The sequence below is a fragment of the Pedobacter sp. AC464 genome, from assembly GCF_979253075.1.
The window spans coordinates 2,124,766-2,147,683 of sequence record NZ_CEEDBV010000001.1 but is presented as its reverse complement, the minus strand read 5'-3'; the positions used below and the strand labels follow the sequence as shown (position 1 = coordinate 2,147,683).

The 22,918-nt window shown below is 37.5% G+C and carries 22 protein-coding genes; all 22 read right to left on the bottom strand.

Annotated features, from left to right (window positions below; genetic code table 11):
- Positions 1-127: 127 nt before the first annotated feature.
- The 22 genes from AC0IWT_RS09355 to AC0IWT_RS09250 all read right to left on the bottom strand — a co-directional run bounded on the left by AC0IWT_RS09355 (position 128) and on the right by AC0IWT_RS09250 (position 22,823).
- Positions 128-1,228: a glycosyltransferase family 4 protein gene (locus AC0IWT_RS09355; RefSeq protein WP_471796948.1), complete on the bottom strand. Its 1,101-nt coding sequence runs from the start codon at positions 1,226-1,228 to the stop codon at positions 128-130.
- Positions 1,221-2,387 carry a glycosyltransferase family 4 protein gene (locus AC0IWT_RS09350; protein ID WP_471796947.1) on the bottom strand — a complete coding sequence of 389 codons (1,167 nt, stop codon included), beginning with the start codon at positions 2,385-2,387 and terminating at the stop codon, positions 1,221-1,223. Before AC0IWT_RS09350 ends, AC0IWT_RS09355 begins: the two co-directional genes overlap by 8 nt.
- 112 nt (positions 2,388-2,499) lie before the next feature.
- Positions 2,500-3,783: a glycosyltransferase family protein gene (locus AC0IWT_RS09345; RefSeq protein WP_471796946.1), complete on the bottom strand. Its 1,284-nt coding sequence runs from the start codon at positions 3,781-3,783 to the stop codon at positions 2,500-2,502.
- The gene (locus AC0IWT_RS09340; RefSeq protein ID WP_471796945.1) at positions 3,780-4,940 is read right to left on the bottom strand and encodes a glycosyltransferase family protein; all 1,161 of its coding nucleotides are present in this window, start codon (positions 4,938-4,940) and stop codon (positions 3,780-3,782) included. The genes AC0IWT_RS09345 and AC0IWT_RS09340 overlap by 4 nt, the downstream gene beginning before the upstream one ends.
- 50 nt (positions 4,941-4,990) lie before the next feature.
- Positions 4,991-5,704 carry an FkbM family methyltransferase gene (locus tag AC0IWT_RS09335; RefSeq protein ID WP_471796944.1) on the bottom strand — a complete coding sequence of 238 codons (714 nt, stop codon included), beginning with the start codon at positions 5,702-5,704 and terminating at the stop codon, positions 4,991-4,993.
- 1 nt (position 5,705) lies between these two features.
- Positions 5,706-6,728, bottom strand: coding sequence for a glycosyltransferase (locus AC0IWT_RS09330; RefSeq protein WP_471796943.1), 1,023 nt, complete (start codon positions 6,726-6,728; stop codon positions 5,706-5,708).
- Positions 6,718-7,650: a glycosyltransferase family 2 protein gene (locus tag AC0IWT_RS09325; protein WP_471797212.1), complete on the bottom strand. Its 933-nt coding sequence runs from the start codon at positions 7,648-7,650 to the stop codon at positions 6,718-6,720. The genes AC0IWT_RS09330 and AC0IWT_RS09325 overlap by 11 nt, the downstream gene beginning before the upstream one ends.
- An 11-nt stretch (positions 7,651-7,661) precedes the next feature.
- Entirely contained in the window at positions 7,662-8,633 is a 972-nt protein-coding gene (locus AC0IWT_RS09320) for a glycosyltransferase family 2 protein (RefSeq protein ID WP_471796942.1), read from the bottom strand.
- Positions 8,626-9,555 (bottom strand): glycosyltransferase family 2 protein, encoded by a 930-nt coding sequence (locus tag AC0IWT_RS09315; RefSeq protein ID WP_471796941.1) that lies wholly within the window; start codon positions 9,553-9,555, stop codon positions 8,626-8,628. The genes AC0IWT_RS09320 and AC0IWT_RS09315 overlap by 8 nt, the downstream gene beginning before the upstream one ends.
- Positions 9,552-10,865: a glycosyltransferase family 4 protein gene (locus AC0IWT_RS09310; protein ID WP_471796940.1), complete on the bottom strand. Its 1,314-nt coding sequence runs from the start codon at positions 10,863-10,865 to the stop codon at positions 9,552-9,554. Before AC0IWT_RS09310 ends, AC0IWT_RS09315 begins: the two co-directional genes overlap by 4 nt.
- Positions 10,862-11,524, bottom strand: a complete 663-nt coding sequence (locus tag AC0IWT_RS09305) for a glycosyltransferase family 25 protein (RefSeq protein WP_471796939.1) — start codon at positions 11,522-11,524, stop codon at positions 10,862-10,864. The genes AC0IWT_RS09310 and AC0IWT_RS09305 overlap by 4 nt, the downstream gene beginning before the upstream one ends.
- Before the next feature lies 1 nt (position 11,525).
- On the bottom strand, positions 11,526-12,368 hold the full coding sequence (locus AC0IWT_RS09300; protein WP_471796938.1) for an alpha-1,2-fucosyltransferase: 843 nt from the start codon (positions 12,366-12,368) through the stop codon (positions 11,526-11,528).
- A 35-nt stretch (positions 12,369-12,403) separates the two neighbouring features.
- A complete protein-coding gene (locus AC0IWT_RS09295; protein WP_471796937.1) occupies positions 12,404-13,183 on the bottom strand; it encodes a glycosyltransferase family 2 protein in 780 nt (259 codons plus the stop codon).
- Between the two features lie 65 nt (positions 13,184-13,248).
- Positions 13,249-14,253 carry a glycosyltransferase gene (locus AC0IWT_RS09290; protein WP_471796936.1) on the bottom strand — a complete coding sequence of 335 codons (1,005 nt, stop codon included), beginning with the start codon at positions 14,251-14,253 and terminating at the stop codon, positions 13,249-13,251.
- A 35-nt stretch (positions 14,254-14,288) separates the two neighbouring features.
- Positions 14,289-15,116, bottom strand: coding sequence for a glycosyltransferase family 2 protein (locus tag AC0IWT_RS09285; RefSeq protein WP_471796935.1), 828 nt, complete (start codon positions 15,114-15,116; stop codon positions 14,289-14,291).
- 78 nt (positions 15,117-15,194) lie between these two features.
- Positions 15,195-15,914 (bottom strand): FkbM family methyltransferase, encoded by a 720-nt coding sequence (locus AC0IWT_RS09280; protein WP_471796934.1) that lies wholly within the window; start codon positions 15,912-15,914, stop codon positions 15,195-15,197.
- A 2-nt stretch (positions 15,915-15,916) separates the two neighbouring features.
- Positions 15,917-16,585, bottom strand: coding sequence for a class I SAM-dependent methyltransferase (locus AC0IWT_RS09275; protein WP_471796933.1), 669 nt, complete (start codon positions 16,583-16,585; stop codon positions 15,917-15,919).
- Between the two features lie 2 nt (positions 16,586-16,587).
- The gene (locus AC0IWT_RS09270; RefSeq protein WP_471796932.1) at positions 16,588-17,874 is read right to left on the bottom strand and encodes an ABC transporter ATP-binding protein; all 1,287 of its coding nucleotides are present in this window, start codon (positions 17,872-17,874) and stop codon (positions 16,588-16,590) included.
- 442 nt (positions 17,875-18,316) lie between these two features.
- Positions 18,317-19,174, bottom strand: a complete 858-nt coding sequence (locus AC0IWT_RS09265) for an ABC transporter permease (protein ID WP_471796931.1) — start codon at positions 19,172-19,174, stop codon at positions 18,317-18,319.
- A 6-nt stretch (positions 19,175-19,180) separates the two neighbouring features.
- On the bottom strand, positions 19,181-20,302 hold the full coding sequence (locus tag AC0IWT_RS09260; protein WP_471796930.1) for a glycosyltransferase family 4 protein: 1,122 nt from the start codon (positions 20,300-20,302) through the stop codon (positions 19,181-19,183).
- Complete coding sequence (gene asnB / locus AC0IWT_RS09255; protein ID WP_471796929.1) at positions 20,302-22,089, bottom strand: asparagine synthase (glutamine-hydrolyzing); 1,788 nt, start codon at positions 22,087-22,089, stop codon at positions 20,302-20,304. Before asnB ends, AC0IWT_RS09260 begins: the two co-directional genes overlap by 1 nt.
- Positions 22,090-22,319: 230 nt before the next feature.
- A complete protein-coding gene (locus AC0IWT_RS09250) occupies positions 22,320-22,823 on the bottom strand; it encodes a UpxY family transcription antiterminator (RefSeq protein ID WP_471796928.1) in 504 nt (167 codons plus the stop codon).
- Positions 22,824-22,918: the final 95 nt, after the last annotated feature.

Below are 22,918 nucleotides of genomic sequence, written 5' to 3'. Positions count from 1 at the left end.
CGAATGCAACCGAAGCAAAAAAAGGTAGTGGATTTTTACAAAAGAAACTTAATACCAAAATCACAAAGATTAGGCTGAGCAGTGCGGAGCCGAATTTTATCGAGTTCTTAAACAAACTGGTATCTTGTTAATTGAGAATGTCCAAAAGTGTATTTGTCTGTAAGGTAATATTGAAATTCTCCGAAACCTTTTTATAATTATTGTCAGTACATGTTGCCAAATCTATTTTACCGCTACTGATCATTTGCAACTTTTTTACTAAATCGGCAACGTTCCCAGATTTGAACAGCAAGCCATTAACACCGTCATCAATAAGCTCAGCGGGTCCTCCAGAATCACTGGCCAACACCAAAACATTTCTTATGCCCGCTTCGATAATCACCATACCGAAAGGCTCGACTGATATTGTCGGCATCACGACTAAATTGATGTCTGCATAAATTTTGTCAAGATCTTCGTTAAAGCCCATCCAATAAACATAATCGGCTATGTCGCTTTCGTCTATCGTGTTTTTGAGATCGTTAACATAGTTAGGGTCTCCTGAACCAAATATTTTAAGCTCAAAACCTAAATCATTAGTTTTCGTTAACTCAATTAATGCCTTAACCAGCAGGCTATGGCCCTTGTGTTCGGAGACCTGGCCAACGATACCAATTTTCAAAATAGAAGATCTATCCAAAACGCCTCTTTTAGCATTCAAGGATGTTCCGTTGTACAGGGTCACAATCTTTTCTTTTCTTATGCCACACAAGATAAGGTGCATAGCCACAGTGTTAGAAACCGCAATAAATGCTTCCGTTCGTTTCTGAATTGTTTTCAACAGGATTCTGTTGAAGAAAGTTGGTCGAATATTATCGTGGACGTGATAGTAATGTTTGAGCTTAAGAAAGTGACTCGTCATAAATATGCTTCTGAAAGAAGTATGGTAGCACAAATCGGGTTTAAATATCCTGACTGCATTCATGATTTCCCTTCTTGCATTTGGGTAATTTAGCAGGGTATCTAATGTCCAGCTTAAATTTTTTGGATAAATAAAGCCCAGTCTTACAGATGAATATGGGATTGAAAGCTTATCCAGTCTCTCATTAAATTTACCGTTGCCCCAGGCGTTAGTGATACAGTAAATATGAACTCCGGTTTTCTTTAGCTCCTGAAGATATCCCAGGGTAACAATTTCTGTACCACCAATAATATGCCCACCGCAGATAACAAGAAGTCTTTTAGACATACGAAAGTTCTTTTATAAAAGCGTCCACCTGCGATGTAAATGACCAGGCTTTGATAAGTTGCTTAGATTCATTGCCCATTTCACTTGTGATGGATTTGTTAATTGCCAACAATTTTAGATGTCTCCGTAATTCTTCTTTGCCATTAAATATACAACCATTTTTACCTGGCGTTACCAAATCCTGAGCACAACCAACCTGACTGGATGCCAGAATTGCTTTGCCTGCTGCCATCGCCTCATTAATTGCTAATCCCCACGATTCGCTCGACGATGGTAGACAAAAGACGTCACATGCCTGATAATAAATCGGCATTTTGCTTTGGTTTTGGAAGTCGATGAAATGAATTTGCGCTCCGATTTTTTGTTTATCTGCTTTTAGTTTATTGACTATTGCCTTCATATTTTCCTCAAGTACCCCATTGCCTACAAATACTAGGTGGCTGCTTAGGTTATTTAACTCGATAAAGGTATTTAATAACAGCAAAGGATTTTTTCGAGGTTCGAATTTTCCAGCAAATAAGAATAACGTCTGTTCTTCGGTAATGCCAAGTTGGCTCCTTAACTCATAAGAAGCTGAATTTTTTACTTCTGCAAACCGGTCATTATCTACAGCATGCGGTGCAAATACCAGTTTATTTTCGGTTAAACCATATTTCGAGAAATAATTCTTACTGGCAGAACCAACATAAAAAGCTTTGTCAATCCTTTTATAAAGGTATTTGAGGAAAATTTCTTTAGGCAAACGTTTCCAGAATGGAGCGTTGTTGAATAGTGTAGAATCACCTCTAAACCATAATGGAATTTTGCCAGCAAAATGGTGAATCACTGCAAGATGACTATGGTAAGCCCAGCCGTAAATCAGTATAACCTCAGGGGCGAAATCTTTAATATTCGCTATAATATCTGGGTTTTGTATTCCAAAAAAGTGATTGGAACCAGGGCTATTTGATCTGTTTTCTAAAAATGAATACTCATATCCACCTAAAAGTGGGATATCCCATTCAATTTTTCTTCGGAAATCATGATCAAACTTTTGCGCTTTTGCAGCTTTTCCCCAAGTGTAGAAAACGTGAAGTTCGCACCGTGCCGCCAGCATTTTAAAGATTGGAGCAAAATACTGTATTGGATGGGTGGTAATTATAGCCAGGCGTTTCCTCATTTCTTTTCAAAAAACGGCTTTTCTAAACAGTAAATACCTAAAACTCCTAATGCCGCGAGCGCCCGAAAACCATCCAAAAAGATAATTCTGTCAGTTTTTAAAAAGTCAGTTTTCATGATAGAATGGCTTGATCAAATAAATCACACTGTTTTTGTGTAAGCGCCGGCGCCGAGTAGTCCGAGAATCTTTCCCAGTTGGTTTGGTTGGTAAAAGTTGATCCATTCACCATATTTTCTAGAAATTCAATAATTTTCGCTATTGCATCTGTTTCGCTGTTACTATCGGCTACGATACCTGCATTGCAATCTCGTATTATGCCTGCAGCACTGCTTTGTGGATTAAGGATTGCTAAAAGAGGCTTACCGGAAAGAATGTAGGGGTAAATTTTGCTGGCGGTATAACCAGGATCGTCCGAACCCAAAATTATTAAGCCATTAGCGTTTTTTAAGTAAGCTAAATTTTCAAAATATGGGATTCTGTCTGGTTGTTCGAAAACAAAATCGCCCACGTTTTTTGACTCGGCAACTGACTTTATTGTATTGAGACCTTTACCCGGGGAAGCATAGCTGGTACCTATAAAGTAAAACATTAATTTGCTGTAAATTTCTGGCCATTGAGATAGCTTTATTTTGAAGGCGCTGAAAAGATGTGACGCAGATTGCTTAAGATCATGGCCTCCTCTTCCTACGTATACTAAGTTTATTCTGTCAGAAAGAAGTAAGGGGGTCGCCAGATCTTTCTTATTTGAATCTGCAATTTCGAAGTCTCTTGCTGCAGATGGAAATGTGATCACTGCGTGAGGAACACTATTCAGTTCGCTGTACCTTTTCGCCAGTTCAATAATGTAAGTTTGTGACACGCTGATTAAACCACTAACATAACGCATAGCGAGGGGCTCTAAAAACTTATTGAGCCGATAAGAGAACCAGTATTTTGCGGGGCGTTCTACTTTAGGCTTGTCCTTGTAATAGTCAGTATGCCAGGGATCCTGCATATCAATTACGTAAGGGATCTTGAATTTACTTTTCCAGTGTCGTCCTAAAACGCATATCGGAAACTCAGTAGTAGAGAAAAAGATGAGATCGAAATGCTCCTTTTCTAACAACTTATCACCATATTTTTTGTAGGAGAAGAATGATCTTAATGCAAGGCTTCCTAAGCCAAACTTACTGGTCCAACGCTTATTAAGGGCGCTTATACGGTGTACAGTAATATCGCCGGGTATGCTTTCCATGAGTAACGGATCATCGATTACATCAGAATATTGTTGCCCAACAGTAATAACTGTCGGTAGCCAGCCAAACTTTTTATAATGGGGAAAACTGAGCCTAATTCTATGCGTATCAGCCGTATTTTTAGGCGGAAAGTATGGCGATATAATTAGCAGCTTTTTCAATTGCTAAGGGTTTGGCTAACGATCGATAGAAATTTGTATGCTTCTAAATCCCAGTTTAATATTTCCTGGCCAATTTTAAAACTGTTCTGTTTATGTTCGTTCATTAAAGCAGGGTTTTCAAAATATTGAACTAATGTTGTTGCAAGCGACCCTGGATCGTTCTTGTTGAACATCAGCCCAATTTCGGGGTACTTGTTCAATAGTTGTTTCTGGGAAACTGTATCGCTAGCAACAACGGCAATTCCCGATTGTATATACGTAAAAATTTTATTGCTGAGAGCGAGCTCATTATTTATCGAAAATCCAGTTTCAGTTGCTAATCCGACATCAAACCGGCTCGAAAACTCTATTAGCCTCGAAGAAGCAATTGGATTGTGTACGTGGATTTGATTAAGATTGAAGTTAGCCTTCTTATAACAGCCGCTCAAAAAACCTTCCTGTTCTCTGCCTAATAAATGTAGCTCAAAATCATAAGGGATCATATTCAGTGCTTCAATTACTGCTTCTATTCCCCTATTTGGACCGATAGTTTGTGAAAACCAAAATAATTTTAGTGGCTCATCGGTATTAGGTTGAGAGATTGAAGTCGATTTTGGGAAAACGTTAAGTATAACACACACATCTTTTTCAAATATCTGCCTGTATTTTTCTGCTATCTCAGAACTGGAACTTGTCAGAAAATCTGTTAGTGGAATATACTTTTCTTCAAGGTATGTTTTGATACGAACATCGATATCTGCTAATGAATCTGATACTTCGTGTCTGTGATAATCTTCAGCATCAAAGCCCACCTTCGCATTATTTTTTTTAGCCGCTTTTACAGCTACAGGCAAAGCAGCAAGATTGTGGGCGATATAGAGGTCAGCATTTATCTTCTTGGCCGATCTCAATAAGGAAAAATAGCACCTGCCAATTGCGAGTTCCGCCCATCCAAATTTGAAGGTAAACCTTTCTGCAATAATTTGAGCGAGCTTATAAAAAATCCTAGTCCAATAATACAGCCGCCGTTTGACTTTCGGATTGCCACCAGTTTCTATTGCGTTCCAGGAACTTTGGTTGATTAAATCTGAGTCGTGTAAAGTTGCCCAGTTACTTATATATTGATAGATAACGGTTACCTCATATCCAGACTTACTTAGGGCATCGGCTTCCTTCACTAATCTCGGGTTAGTTGTCGGTTGACCAGAGGTTATCAGAACGATGTGTTTTACCCGCTCCACTTGGTACTATCTCTACCTAAAAAGTTTTCTGTCACAAAAATAAAGTCCGACTGGTAGAGCGCATTATCCAATGGCCTCCTTATCAACGAACAGATATCATATAAATAAAAACCCTTTTCTTTCATAAACATTAATACCTCATTTACCAGCGGGCTGTTTAAATAAATATTCAGCATAGAAACCTCCAGTAGAACAACATCTATATGTTGCAATAGCGAGTCGGAGCCTTTTAGTATCTCCAACTCGTAACCTTGGGTATCTATTTTTAAGAGAATTGGGCCATTGAGGTTGCTGTGGCTGGTTAAAGTGTCTAAAGTGGTTAATGTTCTCATCTCTACCTCCGCATGGGTGGTATTATTTTCGCTAAATACAGAACTTGCTGTTTCGTACTTGTTAAATTTGACCGCCATAGGAGATGCGCCTAACAAAGCAATTTCATACCTTAATTTTGAGTTTCGTCCGCAAATCCTTGCTAATGCGCCCTCTTTTTCCGTCTGCCCTTCAAACATTATAATATCAGCCAATGGAAATATCCTATGAATTTCTTCACACCAAGTTCCCTCGTACGCACCCACATCCAAAATCAACTTTGGATAAAAGCCAAGCCTTTTCATGTTTTTAAAACTGCTAAACATGTCCGGTACTCCAAGTTTCTCTTTAAGATAATCTTTAAATCGTTTTGGTACTAGACGGTTTAGCATTTTAACTGTTTAATTTTTGATGATACAATTTAATGTATTGATTTACAATGTGGTCACTATTAAATCGCTCAAAGGATGTTTTATAGACTTGCATTCTATCCAGACTTTCTATTTCGTTTATCCGGCTCGCCATTTCCCCTACGGTTTCACAAGTAAATCCTGTTACATTATTTTGAATCACCTCCGGGATGGCACCTCTGTTAAGCCCGACAACCGGCGTTCCACAAGCCATAGCCTCAACCATTACAATTCCGAAGGGCTCATTCCAAAGAACCGGCATGAGCAACGCCTTTGCCTGCTGAAGTAGGGTGCTTTTTTGCTGGTCATTTACTGTGCCAATAAACTTAATCTTATCAGATAGGAGCGGCTCTATTTCATGTTGAAAGTAGCGCTGCTCATTGTCTGCAATATTACCTGCAATAATTAGTGCACTATTTGTTCTTCTTGCAACTTCAATTGCCAGGTGAGTGCCTTTAATATACTCAATCCTTCCTAAATAGATGAGTGGAGCATCAGCATCGTAGTCGAAGGCCGGTTTATAGGTGTCTTTAGGAAACCCATTATAGATCGTTTCAGTTTCTGCAACCGACTTAATCTTATTGGAGATATAGTTACTACAACCAGTAAAACTTAAGGTGTTTTTTTTGCTAAGCAAAACTGCCTTTTTTATCTGCGCAATGGTTGGTTCCCTTTGGTAAGACATTATTTTAGGAATAGAAGATGCTAAAAAAGGCAAAAGATAGGCTAGCCTTCCAAAACTATGTATTATATCTGGTTTAAAGTTCTTTAGTTTGTTAACTGTAATCACGTTAAACAAATGTTTTAACTTGCTGTCTTGCTTACCAAATGCGATAAGTGAAGAAGGAACAACAGAATCTTGATGGGCAACAAGCATAACACAATGGCCCCTTTCTATCAATGTTGTAACTAAAAAATAAATTACGCGTTCAATTCCGCCATAGCCGTATGGTGGAACGGGGATATGGGGATCTGCGATTATAGCAATGCGTAGTTTATCGTTCACTCAGCCTTTTTTTTAACTTTTTGGTAAGTTTCCATCCAAGTATGCTTTCTACAAATCTAGTAATTCCAGCGTTCTTTGGCTTATACTCCACGCCTGTAAGATTCTGAAATATGTTTGCTCCATAAGTATAAAATTCAGAATCAACATGATAAAAATGATAAATCCAACCTTGCCAATAATTAGCAAGAGCGAGCTTTACCCGGTCACTATTTTCTCTCTCCAGTAGTAAAGCAGTTGTTAAGCGTAGAGCTTCAAATGCAGACTCTAGGGCTTTTTTACTAGAAAGATTTGATAACGAACTTTTTAGATTTCGTCGGTAGTAGGTGTACGTATTTGGATTATAAATAACCAATTTGGCCTGCATTAAGAGTCTTGGAAAAAATTCGAAATCATCAATTAATGATAGTCCTTCATTCCATAGGCCCGCTTTGTTTATCAACTTTCTCGGAATTATGAACATACCGCACTGCGTGAGGTTTAGACCTTTTTCTCCCTCATACATCAGCCAATCTACCGGCGAAAGAGTTTGTTTAACTGCACAAACGGTTTCTTTTGTGTTATTAATATCAGTGTTATAAAACTCAATAAGTTCGCAGGCAACAATAGAATCACTATTTAATTTTGCGTGTTCGAATTGGGTTTCAAGGTAGTTATCAGGCACAAGGTCATCACTATCGAAAAATATTATGTGATCACCAGTACTTGCATTGAAGGCATGATTTCTGGCAGCAGCAGCACCCACATTGCGGTTCAGATCAATGACGCGTATTCTGGTATCGAGCTGCTCATATTGCGCTATAACTTCCAAACTTTCATCAGTAGAATGATCATTAACAACAATAACTTCAAACTTTTGGTAGGATTGTTTTAAAAAACTATCCAGAGTTTCGCCGATATAGTGTTCTGCATTGTAACAGGGAATACAAATTGAGATTAGGGGTTGAATAATTTCTGTTTTAAAGTTTTTATTCTTTTAGTCAATTTCCAGCCAAAAAAGAAAGATGCTTTTCGGCTTAGACCACTTAGCTCTGGTTCAAAATCATTGCCGGTTAGTTTGAAAATCTCCTTATTTGCATAAATAAAAAATTCTTTGCCTCGTGGATAAAAATGGTATGCCCACAAAGACCAGTAATTAGCCAATACCTTGCGAGACCGTTGAGAATTTTCTATAGATAATATTTTATTCGTTGTGAGCTGTAGTGCAGTGAAAGCAGACTTTAGTCGGTCGATGCTTAGAATAGCCGAAAGGGTGGTAGGTGAGCCGCTTCGGTAAAATACCTGCGCCTGTTCCGTAAAAATGACTTTTTCGGCATTTAGCAATAATCGTGGGAAAAATTCGAAGTCATTAATTAATGAGAGCTCTTCATTCCACAATCCAGATTTTTCCAAAAGCGACCTTGGAATGAGAAACATTCCGCACTGCATCATTCCTAATCCTTTGCCATTATCTACAAGTAGCCAATCTATTGGCTTTGTTGTAGCCCAATTGGCGAGCCGCTCTTCTAGTGAATTTTTGATATCATTATCGTAAAATCTTTTTACCTGACCAGCGGCGATATAATTTTCACTCGTTCCAATTGCCCTCAATTGTATCTCGATATGTTCGGGGTTGATCACATCATCTGCATCAAAAAATTTGATAAAGGAGCCTGTTGCGCTCTTAAAAGCAACATTAGCAGCATTGCATTGACCATTGTTACCTTGTTTGATGAACTTTATAGGTAAGGGACAATGTACTAAAAGTTCTGAAATAACGGTCACGCTATCATCTTCAGAACCATCATCGACAATGATAATTTCAATGTTTGAATACGTTTGGCCGGCAATACTGCTGATTGCTTCTTTTATATAGTTTCCACCATTATAACATGGAATACAAATCGATACCAATGGGTTACTATCCACGGAGATGTGGTTTAAACAAACGGATATTAAATTCGCGGAGCCTATAAGCGAGCATTGGGGAAAGTAAACATAGAAAATTGAAAAATATGTTTCCATTGGCTGGTGCCAGAATTTTCAGATTTCGTGCAGCTCTAATATTTTTCATTGTTAACTCCCAATCATTGTATTGTGCCGCCAGCTGTGCATTTTTCCAAAAACAATCCGCAATTTCCATAGGATAGCGATCGCCAAGTGTGGTTGATAAATCGAGACTAACTTGATAGTAAGCATGTGCACATTTTAGCATATTAGATGCAGACATGCTTTCTTTATATCGGTAATTAATGCAGGTTTTAATGGGTTCATAATCAAATTTTAATCTATTGATCAAAGCCCTGGTGTAAAAAGCACGGTCTTCGTTATACAGTACGTTCGAACTTAAATTGAAACCGCCAATGGACAAAAAAGTCGCTTTCTTACAAATTGCGAAATTGACTATCTTATTCTTAATAATAAAACTATAGACATCATTATGTAGGTCGCTACGGTTGAAGTCTGCACTGCCAATTTTTACTTTAGAGTCATAATCAATGTAATCGTAGTTTAGTAGAATGATATCTGGGGTTACCTGCTTGTTTATCCATTGATGAGCGATTTGCGTGAAATTTGGTAATAGTGCATCATCGGCATCATGAAAATGCAACCAATCTGACTTTGCGATTTCTGCCAATTTGTTTTTTCCGAAAGCGCAACCCATATTTTGAGATCCGTTTATAACCTTTACTCCATAATTTGCAGCCACTTCTGCTGTGCTGTCGGTACTACAGTCGTTATAAACTAGAATTTCATCAAACTTTATATCCTGATTTAATGCAGATTCGAGCAGCCTTGGAAGGCACCATGCAGCGTTGTAGGCTGGAATGCACAAAGCGATTTTGCTCATAATTTTCTTTTGATTCTTCTAACTAGATAGGAGAGAAGCGCTTTGACGGGCTGCTTATCAAGAAGCTCATCAATTCGAGAATCTTCATCAGATGGTTGAAAGAGTTTGATCTCAAATTGGTTGATGGCTATAGAAGCAGGTTGTTCATTTACATTTTTGTACAGCGATAAATTTCTGTCTAAAAGCACTTCCGCCGAGAGCCGTTTATGAATTGTTTCCATCGCATTTAATATAATATTTTCGTATTCAGCTACGCTTAAAGACAGCACCTTTTTGATGCAGTTTGCTAATGCTACATGGTCGTCTTCTCGGTATTTGTAGCCGTTAATACCATGCTCAACCAACTCAGATACGCCGGCACCATCAGCACATATTAAAATTGTTCCGCAAGCCATATACTCAGCACCGGTAAAGTTAAACATATCCCATGTGGATGGGATAACTGCATATTTTGCTTTACTTTGAATTGCTTTAAGTGAGCCATGTGCCACAGGCCCGCAGGCCAAAATTTTCTTACCCCATACAGTCGGGTAACTGCTAGTTAGCTGTGTCGATTTCAAAGTCGTTTGATTGTACTTAGAATCCTTACCGTACCATTTTATGAGCGTGCTTTCACTGTCCAGCGTGTTAACCGCTTTACATAAAATATCTGGTCCCTTCCATTGTTGAATTCTCGCACACACGATTCCGTAATCTTCTTTTTCCAAGAATGAAACTCGAGCAACATCAGAGGAAAAGATGGGCAATATCAAAGTGATATCTGTTTGTAAAATATTTTCCCAAAATTTTTTATTGGCTGTGCTGTGTGTAATTAAGTTTTCTGCCTTTTTTAATAGAATTAATTCCGAATACCTAAAAAAATCTCCCAATAAATGCTCTTCCAGGTTGTGCTCAAATAGCTTAATTTGTCCGGAGCTGCCATGTAACCTAACAATTACCCTTAACCTTTGGTTTATAAGCCATGGTACAAATCCTAAACCAAAGTCCACACATTCTACAATATCGAAGCCTCTGCCACAATCAGCTTGTTCCCACATCGCCCATGCGGCAGCAAGATTCTTTTTGTACTCTGGAACTAAATCAAGTTTGCTGAATCTTTTTAATTGCTTTTGATAAAAATCAGGCTTTAGGTATTCAATAAGTATCCCTTCCAGGTCATAACTTTTATCTAACTGCGTATAGCCGCTTCCTACAATTACTTTAATGTTTTGTACATGCGGAGCCAGTGCGCTTATATAATGTAGATAGTAAGTTGAAATGCCCCCGCCCGAGTGGGGATAATATTCGGGAAGAATGAAGAGTATTTTCAAATTAGAGCTTTGATTAAATTGTGCATGCGAAGACAGACCCTTCCTAAAAATGATCCATTATAATTAACTTCTTTGTTTGCAATGTCACTATACCCTTTCCTTTGTATCGCAGAGGGGTTTTTGAAGCCATATACCTTCAAAAAAGGATGCAGATCTGCGATAACTGAATCTATTGACCGCTTATCCATTTGTATTTTTTCGATGAGTTGCGGCAAGCATCTAGTGTTTATCGCGACAGCATGTAATGCCAGAGTGTTATTTAGCAACAAGATGTTATTAGACACTGATTTCGGTGGCGCAAAATGGTAACCTCCAAAATAGATCATATCCCAATCATCTCCAGTCATCTGCTGAATCTCTGCAACACTCATGCGAAAGGTGGACTTAATGATTACATCATCTTCAAGTATTAGAATTTTGCTTTGATTTTTTTGCAAAGCCTCTTTGTATAAGTGCAGATGACTGAGTCGACAGCCAAGGGCACCTTTTGAGAAATGCCAATCAGTTTCATCAATCTCGTTTCCATCAATGGCACTAAAGAATGTAACGTTATTTGTGCCTAAATTTAGATAATTTGACTTAAACAAGGTTTTGCGGTCTATTCTACGAGTTAAATGAATACAATATATTTCATCAAAATAATCAAGTATTTTTATCATGCTAAATTTGAATCCAGTTCTTCGGTGCAGGAGTTGGCAATGATGAAAACCAGTTTTTTGGAGCAATTACAATTTTTTCGTGATTACCATTTAGCCACGCCCCCCACCAGCTAAAACTGCTATTGGCAATTATGTTATGTTTGCAAATAGTCATTAAGTACATTGCCTCCCAATCAAAATTTGTTTCATTTATAATTGTATAATCAATATGCAAAGATTTAAACGAATCGCTACACCAACCTGGGTCATCGGAAAAAATGAAGTAATGTAAATTTTCCAGGTTTGCCAATTTATCAATCGCAGCTTTGTAGTATTCTAAATCTTGTACAGGATGGTGCGAATTGATACTTGGTTTGAGGTAATCCCCCCTTCTGACGTGAATTGCAACTGAATTCTGTATGCTAATAATATCGTCGGACAATAAAGTCAGCGCTCTTGATAAATTTGAAAAAGCAAACGCCTTCTTAATAGATTCTTTGTTCCGAAAGATTTCTTCACATTGGAAATAACCGTCTAAAATATAATTTTTTTCCTCAAAAAATTGAATTTGGTTGTCATCATTCAAAACTATAAATTCACGCCATTTTCTTGGGAAACACTTCTTTAGAAAACTAAATTTACCCTTATGGCATAAAATTCTGGCTACAAAGTTGTTTAATTTGACCGCGTTTAATCCTTGAAAAATATCTAATTCATACTTCCTTGCCGTGAATGAATCAGTTGTTCTGTCATTTTGGCAATAGAACGATATGTCTAAATATATGGTTTGATTTGTGAGACTTCTTGCCGCCGCAAACTGAAACATTTGGTTTCCTAATCCACCTTTTAATTTAACGATAATCACGTGTCAGCCTCAATAAAGAAATTTCTGTATCATTTTCATTTGTCAAACCTGAATTGCCTAAAAAAAAATGCAATAACCCTCAAAAGCCTAGAGTTTTTTAAGGCGTTATATTTTGCTACCATTGCTTCGGTGGATTGATAATATGCCGTAAAGGCAGTATAGTTTCTGGCTAAGTGATTCTCTTTCTCTGCCGTAATGATATGTAAATTCTCTTTTGAAGAACTGATCCCATCTTTATTAAAGCGGGAGATGATTAAGGGAACATACTTACAACTTGCATTGTGTTTACAAATTACGTCGACAAAGAATGTCCAATCTGCACAAATCTTAAGTTTCGAATCGTATAACCCATATTTTACGAAAAGTTCTCTTTTTATAAAAGTAGCTTGATGCGAAAGCCCGACTTTTAATAGATGCTCAAAATCCATTTTTGCTGGATTTTTTAATAAACATTTACTTTCCCCATTTACTTCTTCAATATCTCCATATATTATGTCAGTATTCAAATGTCTTGACATCTCGTTTATCACATAGTTATTGTAAAAAATATCCCCAGAATTTAAGAATATTAGATATTCTCCTTTCGCAATTTTGATTCCAGCATTCATCGCATCGTATATTCCTGAATCATCTTTAGAATGCCAATAGGTCAATTTATCCGAGATTTGCTCAATGTATTCTTTACTTCCATCCGAGGAATTTCCATCAATGATAATGTATTCAAAATTGTCTGAAAGTTGCTCAATGACACTTTGAGCAGTGTCTTTAAGTCCTGCAAAATTGTTGAGATTAATCGTTACGACTGAAATTTTCAAGTTTTTGTTAGTTAATATTTTTATAGCAACTGTGAATAGAATTCAGGTTTGGCCTTTCATCGGTCTTACCGCATCAATTGTTTTACAGTTTCAGGCAGAATGCGCTTGAAGTTGAAAAACAATTTTTTTAGCATCGGAGTTTGGCGCCACTTTTTTTCGAAAATTAATTTCTTTTCCTTCTCATATATATGGGAATAAAAGGATTCAATTTTGTAAAAATTTACAACATTCATATTCTCCACATCGAAATTGTACTTGATATAGATTTCGGCCAAATCATCTCGATCTTTCAATGTGAATCGATTAAGCCACTGCGGAAGCATTGGCTTTCCAAAAGTGAATGAGCTAAAATGATAAAATATTAAAGGATAAAAACTATTAACAACATATCTTTCGTCAACTTTAGTTAAAAATCGCTCGTGCAAATTCCACGGAGCCATATTACATCCAAAATGATTTAGAATTTTTACGCCTTCGAAGAACAGGGGCGCAAGGTTCATTGGAAGTTGATCTACAAAAATTCCTAAATGCGCTTTGATGAAACCGTTGTGATAAGTATGTGCTTTCCACCACGCGATTAAATCGCTACTGTTCCTATCATTTTTCAAAGCCAAGAATCCTAAATTAAAAGTGCCGAAATTTAGAAAAAGATTTTCATCTGGCATCTTTCTATCTTTGGGAATTGGCGTCAAGATATGTGGGGTTAATAAAATTGATGAATTGTTTAATTCAGCTTCTATTGTTGCTAAGCTATTAAAAACACATGTATCAGGGTCAAGATATACGGCTTTTTGAACGTTCTTAGAATTAAATAAATATTGAAAAACAGTGGGTTTTACAGCTGTGTTCAGTTCAACGATGTTGTATCTTTTTGCCATCATTAAAATTGACGGTTCTATTAATGCGATCTCAATTATCTCACAGTTTAAACCCGGATAATCAATCATGGGGTCTTTGATGTCACATAAAAATATTTGGAAGGAAACGTTCGGATTGTTTTTAATAACACTTTGATACAAAATACTTGCTTGAGCTAAGTAGTTGTTAGAGCAAATGGTGAATATGACCAAAGGATTGATGTTTATTGTAACTTAGATAAAAATGGTTATGAGATTTTTAATAGCTTTTGTAATTTTGGAGAAATGGCTTTCATGGCTATACCTGAAAGATGGAGTGCATTGGTAATTTTTAACCTAAAAAGATTCCGTATAGCCCTCTTCAAAAGAGCCTTGTTACTTATCGCTAACCTTTTTAGAATTTCTGGGTGGTTGTCGATAACAATGTTATTATAGTCATACCTGAACTTGAAGTCTGGCTTACTACTCAATCCACCGCCCTGAAATTTTGCGATTATTTTATCAATGTAATGGAAATTAAAATAAGCACATGCTCTTATATTGAACTCATGATCAGCATTTATCGCATATTTTAAATTGTAGTTCCCAAGACGTTGGAATACTTCCTTGTGATAGAAAATTGATTGATGGCAGATGTTGTCTGTTATAATCTTTGTCTTTTCGAAGTAGCCGTTATAGATTTTGCCATCATTTGCCCAGCCGGCATTTCCCTTCACCAATACATTTCCGTATACTATTTTTGCCTTGTTAATTTTCAATTCTTCTGAAACTTCCTTTAGAATGTTTTCGTCAAATAATTCATCGTCGCTTCCCAAAAAATATCTCCAAATACCCGAAGCTAATTGGAGACCCTTATTCATCGCATCATAAACGCCACGGTCTCCCATCGCAAAAATCCTTATTCTCAAATCATTAAATGAAGTCGCAATTTCGAGAGTTTCATCGTTAGATAAGCCGTCGATGATAAGCACCTCAAAGTTGCAAAAAGTTTGCTTTAGGACACTTCTTAGACACCGCTCTAAGGTTCTGTCGGAATTGAATGTCGGGATTATGATAGAAAAAAATGGGATATCCATTCATTACGGTCGGGTGTATAACTCTGCAAATGCGTTTAAATCACTAATTCCAGCTCACCCTTTTTTTAGCTAAGATCTCTATTGTCCTTTAATAAATATCGCGTCGGCTTGAAGTATTTCTCCGGTGGAAGGCGAGGTAAGCTGTTCAATTGACCCCCTATAGCTAAAACCTAATTTATGAAGTTTCTGGTATAGCTGATTAAAAAGTGGTTGCTCATTGTACAGCTCTTTGAATGAAACTTCGATTATTAAAACTTTCGCTGATGCTAATGTTAAAATGCCGCCCTCTATTACTTTATCCTCAAAGCCTTGAACATCTATTTTCACAAGAATATTTTGATTTTTTGGAATATCGACATTATCAAGCTTTTTAATAGGAACATTAATTGACTTTGTACGTAATGCGTATTCAAAATTACTTTGATGCTCTTTTGTAAGTTTCAGAAATGATGATGAGGGCGAATATTCATTTACGTTAATCCTGGTAATTGTTTCTATATTACCAAGTGCAAAGGGATAAAGCTTTACATTCTCAAAATTTTGAAGATTGCTCCGGAGTTTGTTAAACGGTTCAACAACTGGTTCGAAGCAATGAAGATTAACATTTGGTAAAAGAGCAAGGATTTTGAATGCGAATTGTCCCTCATTTGCACCAATATCGAGGACACATCCAATCTTAAGGCTTTTAAGCCATTTATTATGTCTTACAAATTGTTCAAGTTCTGTTTCTTGCCTGACGATTTTGCTAATCTGGTAGCCATATTTTTTTAACAGATTTTTAAATAAACCGTTGATCATTCTTATTTGATTCCAAGTAAATACTTAATTATTGTCTTTCTGTTTATCTTTCTCAAACTTTCTTCTGCACTTGGTGGAGTGAAGCGCGATTCAAAAGTCTTAATCCAATAGTCAAAAACGGTAGCTTTTAATTTTAAAGGGACACAGATAATCACATCATCTATTATTGTTACAAAGCTCTTGGGAAAGGATGACTTTAATTGTAAAATGATGTCATCAATCGTTGGCCAGTCAGAATAACGATGCGGCAGAGGGAGAGGCCCTAAGAAACATCTAGCATCGTCTATAAAAATGGTGGGCTCATTGAGTATCGAAATTGACTCAAGTTCAGATAGTAATGGACATTCGTTCTCCTTACCACCTGCACCGCTACACCAGTGACCGTCTAACCAAAAAAATGTATTCCCATTTAGGGTTGCTATAATCCCATCCAAAACATTGCGACTATCCCCAATTATAAATTCGATATTGTTAGGTACGCCAGTTTTTTTTGAAGTCTCAAAACTTATTTCCGGAACAATTTCAATTGTGAAGACTCTCTTAAAATGTTTAGCAGCCCAAAAAGAAGTTTCTCCTTTATACGTGCCAGTTTCAACGAAGTTGTCAAAAGAGGTGTTTTTTAGTAGTTCAAGTACTAAATCTTTTGGAATTGAGAAGTTAACTATACCCATATCTATATTCTCTGAAAATCATTAATTGGAGCCAATATCCCTGGCCTTGCTTCTTTCCAATGGTCGGACCTACTTAAACCTCCTTTTATCTCAAATTGAATCTTCGGGGAATTATTCTGTGGTTTACAGAACCATTGTTTTTGATGAATAGATGTGATTAGCTCTACTTTATATTTGCCTTCATTTAAAAGGTTTGCTGGTATCCACCCAATGATCTTGTTATTTCCTAGCGAGATATTAATCCAGTCGGAAAATTCCTTGTCTGTGTTTAATGACCAAAATAAGAGATTATCTAGAGAATCATAAAGCGCAAAGCCAACACAAAATCCATTCACTATTTGTTGGACATGTCCCTCTATGTAACAACCAATTCGTTTATCGTTACTTAACACACCACTTTCTTTTGCTAGATAATCGACGATTGCCATTCTTGATGGTGCAAATTCTTCGAAATCAAACCTATCGTCTTTTCTGATCCAAACATGATTGTGTCGAGTTGAATTGGTTATGTATTGACTTATAACCTTTGCCGAGAAATCATAATTTTCCAGACGTCCACCTTTCAAAAGAATAGATCTAGGACAAAGACTTGAAATAGAGTTCAGATGGTGGCTCACAAACAACACCGTTCTACCTCCAACTTTACTCACTTCGCCCATTTTTCCAAGGCATTTTTTTTGAAATTCTGCATCACCAACAGCCAGCACTTCATCCACTATTAAAATCTCAGATTCCAGGTGTGCCGCAACGGCGAAAGCCAAACGAACATACATACCAGAACTGTAACGCTTCACCGGTGTATCGAGATATCGCTCGATGCCTGCAAAATCTACAATTTCTTCGAGTTTGTGTTGGATTTCTTTTTTACGCATACCTAATATGGCGCCGTTCAAAAAGATATTTTCTCGGCCAGACAGTTCAGGATGAAAACCAGTGCCGACTTCAAGCAGGCTTGCAATTCGTCCCTTTCCATAAATTTTACCAGTCGTTGGGGCCGTAATCTTACTTAATATTTTCAGCAACGTACTTTTGCCGGCACCGTTACGGCCAATAATACCAACAGCATCACCTTGTTCAATCTCAAAATTAACATCTTTCAAACTCCACATAAGGTTGATTTCGCGGTTTCCTGACCGGCCATTATGCTCACCAATTCTTAAAAATGGGTCTTCTTTGCCACGTAGTCTTGCGTACCACCGTTCCAAGTCTCGACTGATTGTCCCTGTACCGATCTGACCAAGTTGATAGGCTTTAGAGAGGTTTTCTACTTTGATCGAAATGTTTGACATGTGTTTTACGTGGTCGTTTCTCATTGCGCCAATCTTGCTGATCGAAACGAAAGACGAACATTAATTTAAAGATTCAATTGGTTAGCCAGCTTCAATTTATCATTCCATACTGTGCACCAAATATAATTAAGTTGCTTCGCTTAAATCAGCGCACCTTTTTAAAGGGACAAAGGATACTAAACTCCGTCCGAAGGTCCTTTTGCGATTAAAAGCAAGGTTTGTCGGTTCGCGAGCTGCGCTTTTCAAATTTGAAAAGTATATTAAAAAGCTCTTTTTCAGTAAACTCCTCCGCTGGATGCTAAATGTATAATGTTAAATTTGTGTTTTCTTCCAAATCTCTGATTTGCTATTAGTCCTTTTTAGACTTAATGTTTCAATTCTAGGGATGTGTTTTTATGTGTTTCGTGTAGTGTTGTCCATTCGCCAATGACCGATAAACGACTTATACCGTATCCACAAAATTTCGTTCCACTTTATTAAAGGTTAAGATGCCGAATAGAAGCAGGGCAATCGTTACTCCTGTTGCGTAACCTAAGCTTCCCCAGCTAAAGCTTCCTTCACCTAAAAACCCATACCTAAAGGCTTCAATAATTGCCGTCATTGGGTTATACTCGATAATCCAGGCATACTCCGGATACTTCGTCAACGCCGTAGAAAGTGGGTAAATTACCGTTGTAGCATACATTAACAATTGTACACCAAAGCCAACCAAAAAAGCTAGGTCTCGATATTTAGTCGTCATGGCAGAAATTACCATGCCTGCACCTAATCCCAATAGTGCCATCAAAATTACAATTATAGGAAAGAGGCCAACAGCCCAGGTGATTTGAAAGCTAGCATCTGTCAGGTAGTAGTAACCCATCATCAACAAGAACAATAACATTTGTACCCCAAAACGGATCAGGTTGCTCACAACAATGCTCAGAGGCATAATTAACCTTGGGAAGTAAACCTTACCAAAAATACCGGCGTTGTCTCTGAAAACGGTCGAGGTTTTGGTTAAACAATCTGCGAAATAATTCCATGCTGTAATGCCTGCCATATAAAAAAGCGGCTTTGGAAGTCCGTCTGTTGAGATTCCGGCTAAATTTCCAAATATAAAAGTGAATATTATGGTGGTGAATAGCGGCTGTATGAAAAACCAAAGTGGACCTAAAATGGTCTGTTTATAAAAAGACACAAAATCACGGCGAACCAACAATAAAAGCAGGTCACGATATGCCCAAACTTCATTTAATTTTAAATTAAACAAAGAGGCTTTCGCTTCGATTGTCCAGTTGTATACCTCTTCGTTTTCCATTAATTTTTAAATATTTGGAACCGCACGTGAAGTTAGAATTTGGGTTATTTTAGCTGAATAAATATCATGGCTGAAGGATTCCAGGCATTCCCTTTGCAGAAATTCAGCTTTAGGTTCTGCAACGGACAATTCTTCGATAATCGCTGATAATAGTTCCGGTTTGTTGTCGGGATTAACCTGGCGGCCCAATGTACCATTCAACATTGCGTCGCTACTGCCATCAAGGTTTCCACAAATAGAACGGCGGCCACAGGCTGCAGCCTCAATAAAACTGATTCCAAAACCTTCAGCCTTACTAGGCATGATGAATAGATCAGCGAGCAGGTAATGCGCCGCAATTTCATCGTCAGCAATAAATCCCGTTAAAATTACCCGATGCTCTAACTCGAAACTGCTTATTAATGCGTTGATTCTCAGTTCCTCCTCGGCATCAGCCTTGCCACCCAAAAGGTAAATCACGTTTTTAGGGAGTTCCGACAAGGCTAAGATAACTTTGTCGTAGCCTTTATATTGCTCTAAGCCAGACAGCCGGTTTAGCGTAAACAAAACCTGCGCATCTCCTGATAAATCGTACCGTTCGATCAGTTCCAACGGCTTAGCAAACGATTTAGGCAATGCAAAAAAAGGATCGAGGCAGTTATTCAAAACGGTAATCTTCGAAGAATTTACCTGATGAACATTTTGAACGGTATCAGCAGTAAATTTGCTTACCGCAAATATTTCGACATTCTTTCGAATGAACTTAGTTTTCCACTGGCTTAATTTAGTCCAGATTTCTATGCCATGGGCGAAGAGAATAATTCGCTTGCCAGGCTTAATCTTTTGGATAATCCATCCAAAAATCAAAAGGTTAACATGACTTAAAATAATTACATCAGCCGAACTTCCGCGTTTAATGGCATGACAGGCAAATCGGAATTTATTCGCATTAAAACCCTTGAAGGATTTTTGGTTTACATATTTCAAATCTGCTACTGAATCGTACATACTCAATACCTGATAGGATTTGATTTTTTTTTGCTCAAAAAGGTCTTTCAGCACTTTGCTAAGGCTTCGGCAAACTTTCTCAATTCCGCCTGTCAGACTGAAAGAATGTAGCGTAAGTAAAAGTATTTTCTGGTTCTGCATCAGTTGTTTAATACCTGATAAACTGCCATCATTTTAGACCAATGTACTTTCCCAGATTTGAAGTCTGTTGTAAGCTTGTCTACAAAATCGTTTGGAGAGCGATTGAATCTTTCGATGAAAAAATCGTTTGAAACTAACCAGTTCTGGAATGGAAATGTGAAACCCATCTTTTTTCGGTTCCAAATCGTTGCCGGTAAAGTGCCGTAGAAGGCATCTATCAATAAGTTTTTTGGCTTTTCACCCTTATATTTTAAATCGTTATGAACTGCATTCACCGCCGCAACAACATCTTCATCAAGGAATGGTACACGCACCTCAACACCGTGTTGCATACTCATAAAATCAGTGTCTTTCAAAAGCTGATTTTGCATATACAAATTGGTTTCCAGCCAGGAAGCCTGTTCTTCTCCGGCTAAATGTTTCGGGATTTGAGCTTCCAGCTTATTCAACGTCTTATTGATTTCTGTTAAGGATAGGTTCAGAATTTTCGAAATCTCTGGCGGCGTAAAAAAGCCCCTTAGGAAAAGATACTTTCCTGCAGCATTTTTATAACTCAGATAATAAATCCGCTTTAATGCAGGTTTGTTGAAATATTTACCGGCCTTAAGTAAAAAACCAGGGAGTGCAGCTAAAAAATTCACCCTGCGCATCCGTTTAAAAGATGGGTAACCGCCAAAAAGCTCATCGGCACCAACACCTGATAAAACTGCTTTTAAGTTCCTTTCCTTCGCATAATAGTTTATAAACCAAGAATTTATGCCATCCGTTGTGGGCTGATCCATTGCTTCCAGCGCCCTTGGTAGCAGCGAATTAAATGCACCTTCGCCAACAGTATATTCAGCATGCTCACCCTTAATTTTCGAACTGATTATGTCCTGAAATTTTTTCTCCGAAAATTGCTCGTCGTCGAAATTTATCGAGAGGGTATTCACCGACGTATAGATGTTGTTACCTGCGATTAGCGTAAGCAGGCTACTGTCTACACCACCGCTTAAGAATATTCCGATAGGAGCATCGGCAATTAAATGCCTTCTTACGGCTTCATTTAATGATTTTTCAATCAAGCTTTCAGCTTCTTTTTTAGAGGTGATTGTTTTTGATTGTATTTTCTGCGTGAAGGTACTTATTTTATAAGTTGATGTACGGGTATTATATTCCAAAAGACTTGCTTTCGGCAGCATTTTTACATTTGCTAGTGTGGTAAATGGCTCCGGAATGTGACCGAATGCCAGTAAAAAGACCTTCCAATCAGTATTTTCAGTATATTTTTCTGATGTGCAACTAAAAGCTTTAACCTCCGAAGCGAAGGTCAGATTGCCTGATGATGTCGCGTAATATAAAGGTTTTATGCCTGCTTTATCCCGAACAAGATAAACAAGCGCCTTATTTCTATCGTGTAAGGCTAGAGCAAACATTCCTTTTAGTTTATTAAAACTTTCTTTTCCCCAGGCGCTGTAAGCTGCCAGGATCACTTCGGTATCAGTTTTTGTGCTGAAGTTAAAGTTTAATTCTTTTAACTCTTCTTTCAGTTCTAGGTAATTATAAATCTCACCGTTAAAGGTAATCACTAGATTTTCATCATTGTAAGGCATCGGCTGGTGACCTTTCGTACTCAAATCGATGAGTGCAAGGCGCCTGTGACCAAAACAGATGCCATTTATCTCGTCGTAGTAAAAGCCTGCATCATCAGGGCCACCATGTTTCATGCTGTCGCACATCACTTGAACATCTTTTGCAAGTTGTTCAGCGCTAGCAGCTTTATTTATAATTCCAGCGATGCGGCACATTAAATTGCGATATGCGAATGACGATTTTAGATTGGGAATGGCGCATTCTTAAATACCAAAAGAGGTGGTAGCTGGACACAGCTTCGCCCTTTCAGTCACATTTTTTTTTGAAAAACGAACCGATTTTTGCTAATCAATTAGCAATAATTAAGAATTATCAGTCGGTTGGAAAACAACTTACCGATTAACCAATAATTACTTAACCAATTTAGAATACATTTTTCCAGCCTTTAAACCGGCTCTACAAATCCCATTGAGGTATTAATGTTTATTGCAAAGCCCATATTTTCTAAACGTAGAATAATACGCTGTTTATTGTGTACTGAAACCAATTCTCCCATCATATCTTTAAAAGGCCCGGCTTTAATAATAACCTTTTGCCCAGGTTTAATATCATAGTCAAACACCTCCAAGTCATCATCGGTAGCGAGTAATAGCTTTAAACTTTCAATTTGTTGGTCAGGCATTGATGTTATTTTGCCCGAAAAATAGAGGAACCTTGCTATGCCCTTCGTCATTAATACTTCAGCATGCTCTTTGGCCGAAATATACACAAACAGATAGGATTTAATCAAGGGTTCCTCAACAATTTTTTTCCTGTCGCTCCATTGCTTTAACTCTTTTTTTAAAGGTAAATAGGCGATAATATTTTTCCTGATCAACTCCTGATATGCTTTCTTTTCTGCTCTTGAACGCGTATAAACTGGATACCATCTGTATTTATTATCAATCATCAACTTGAAAACCTACCTTAAAATTTTTATTTTCCTTCAATATTAAAACATAGATGACATTCCTGAGCGTATCACTCCGTTACTCACCTTTCACC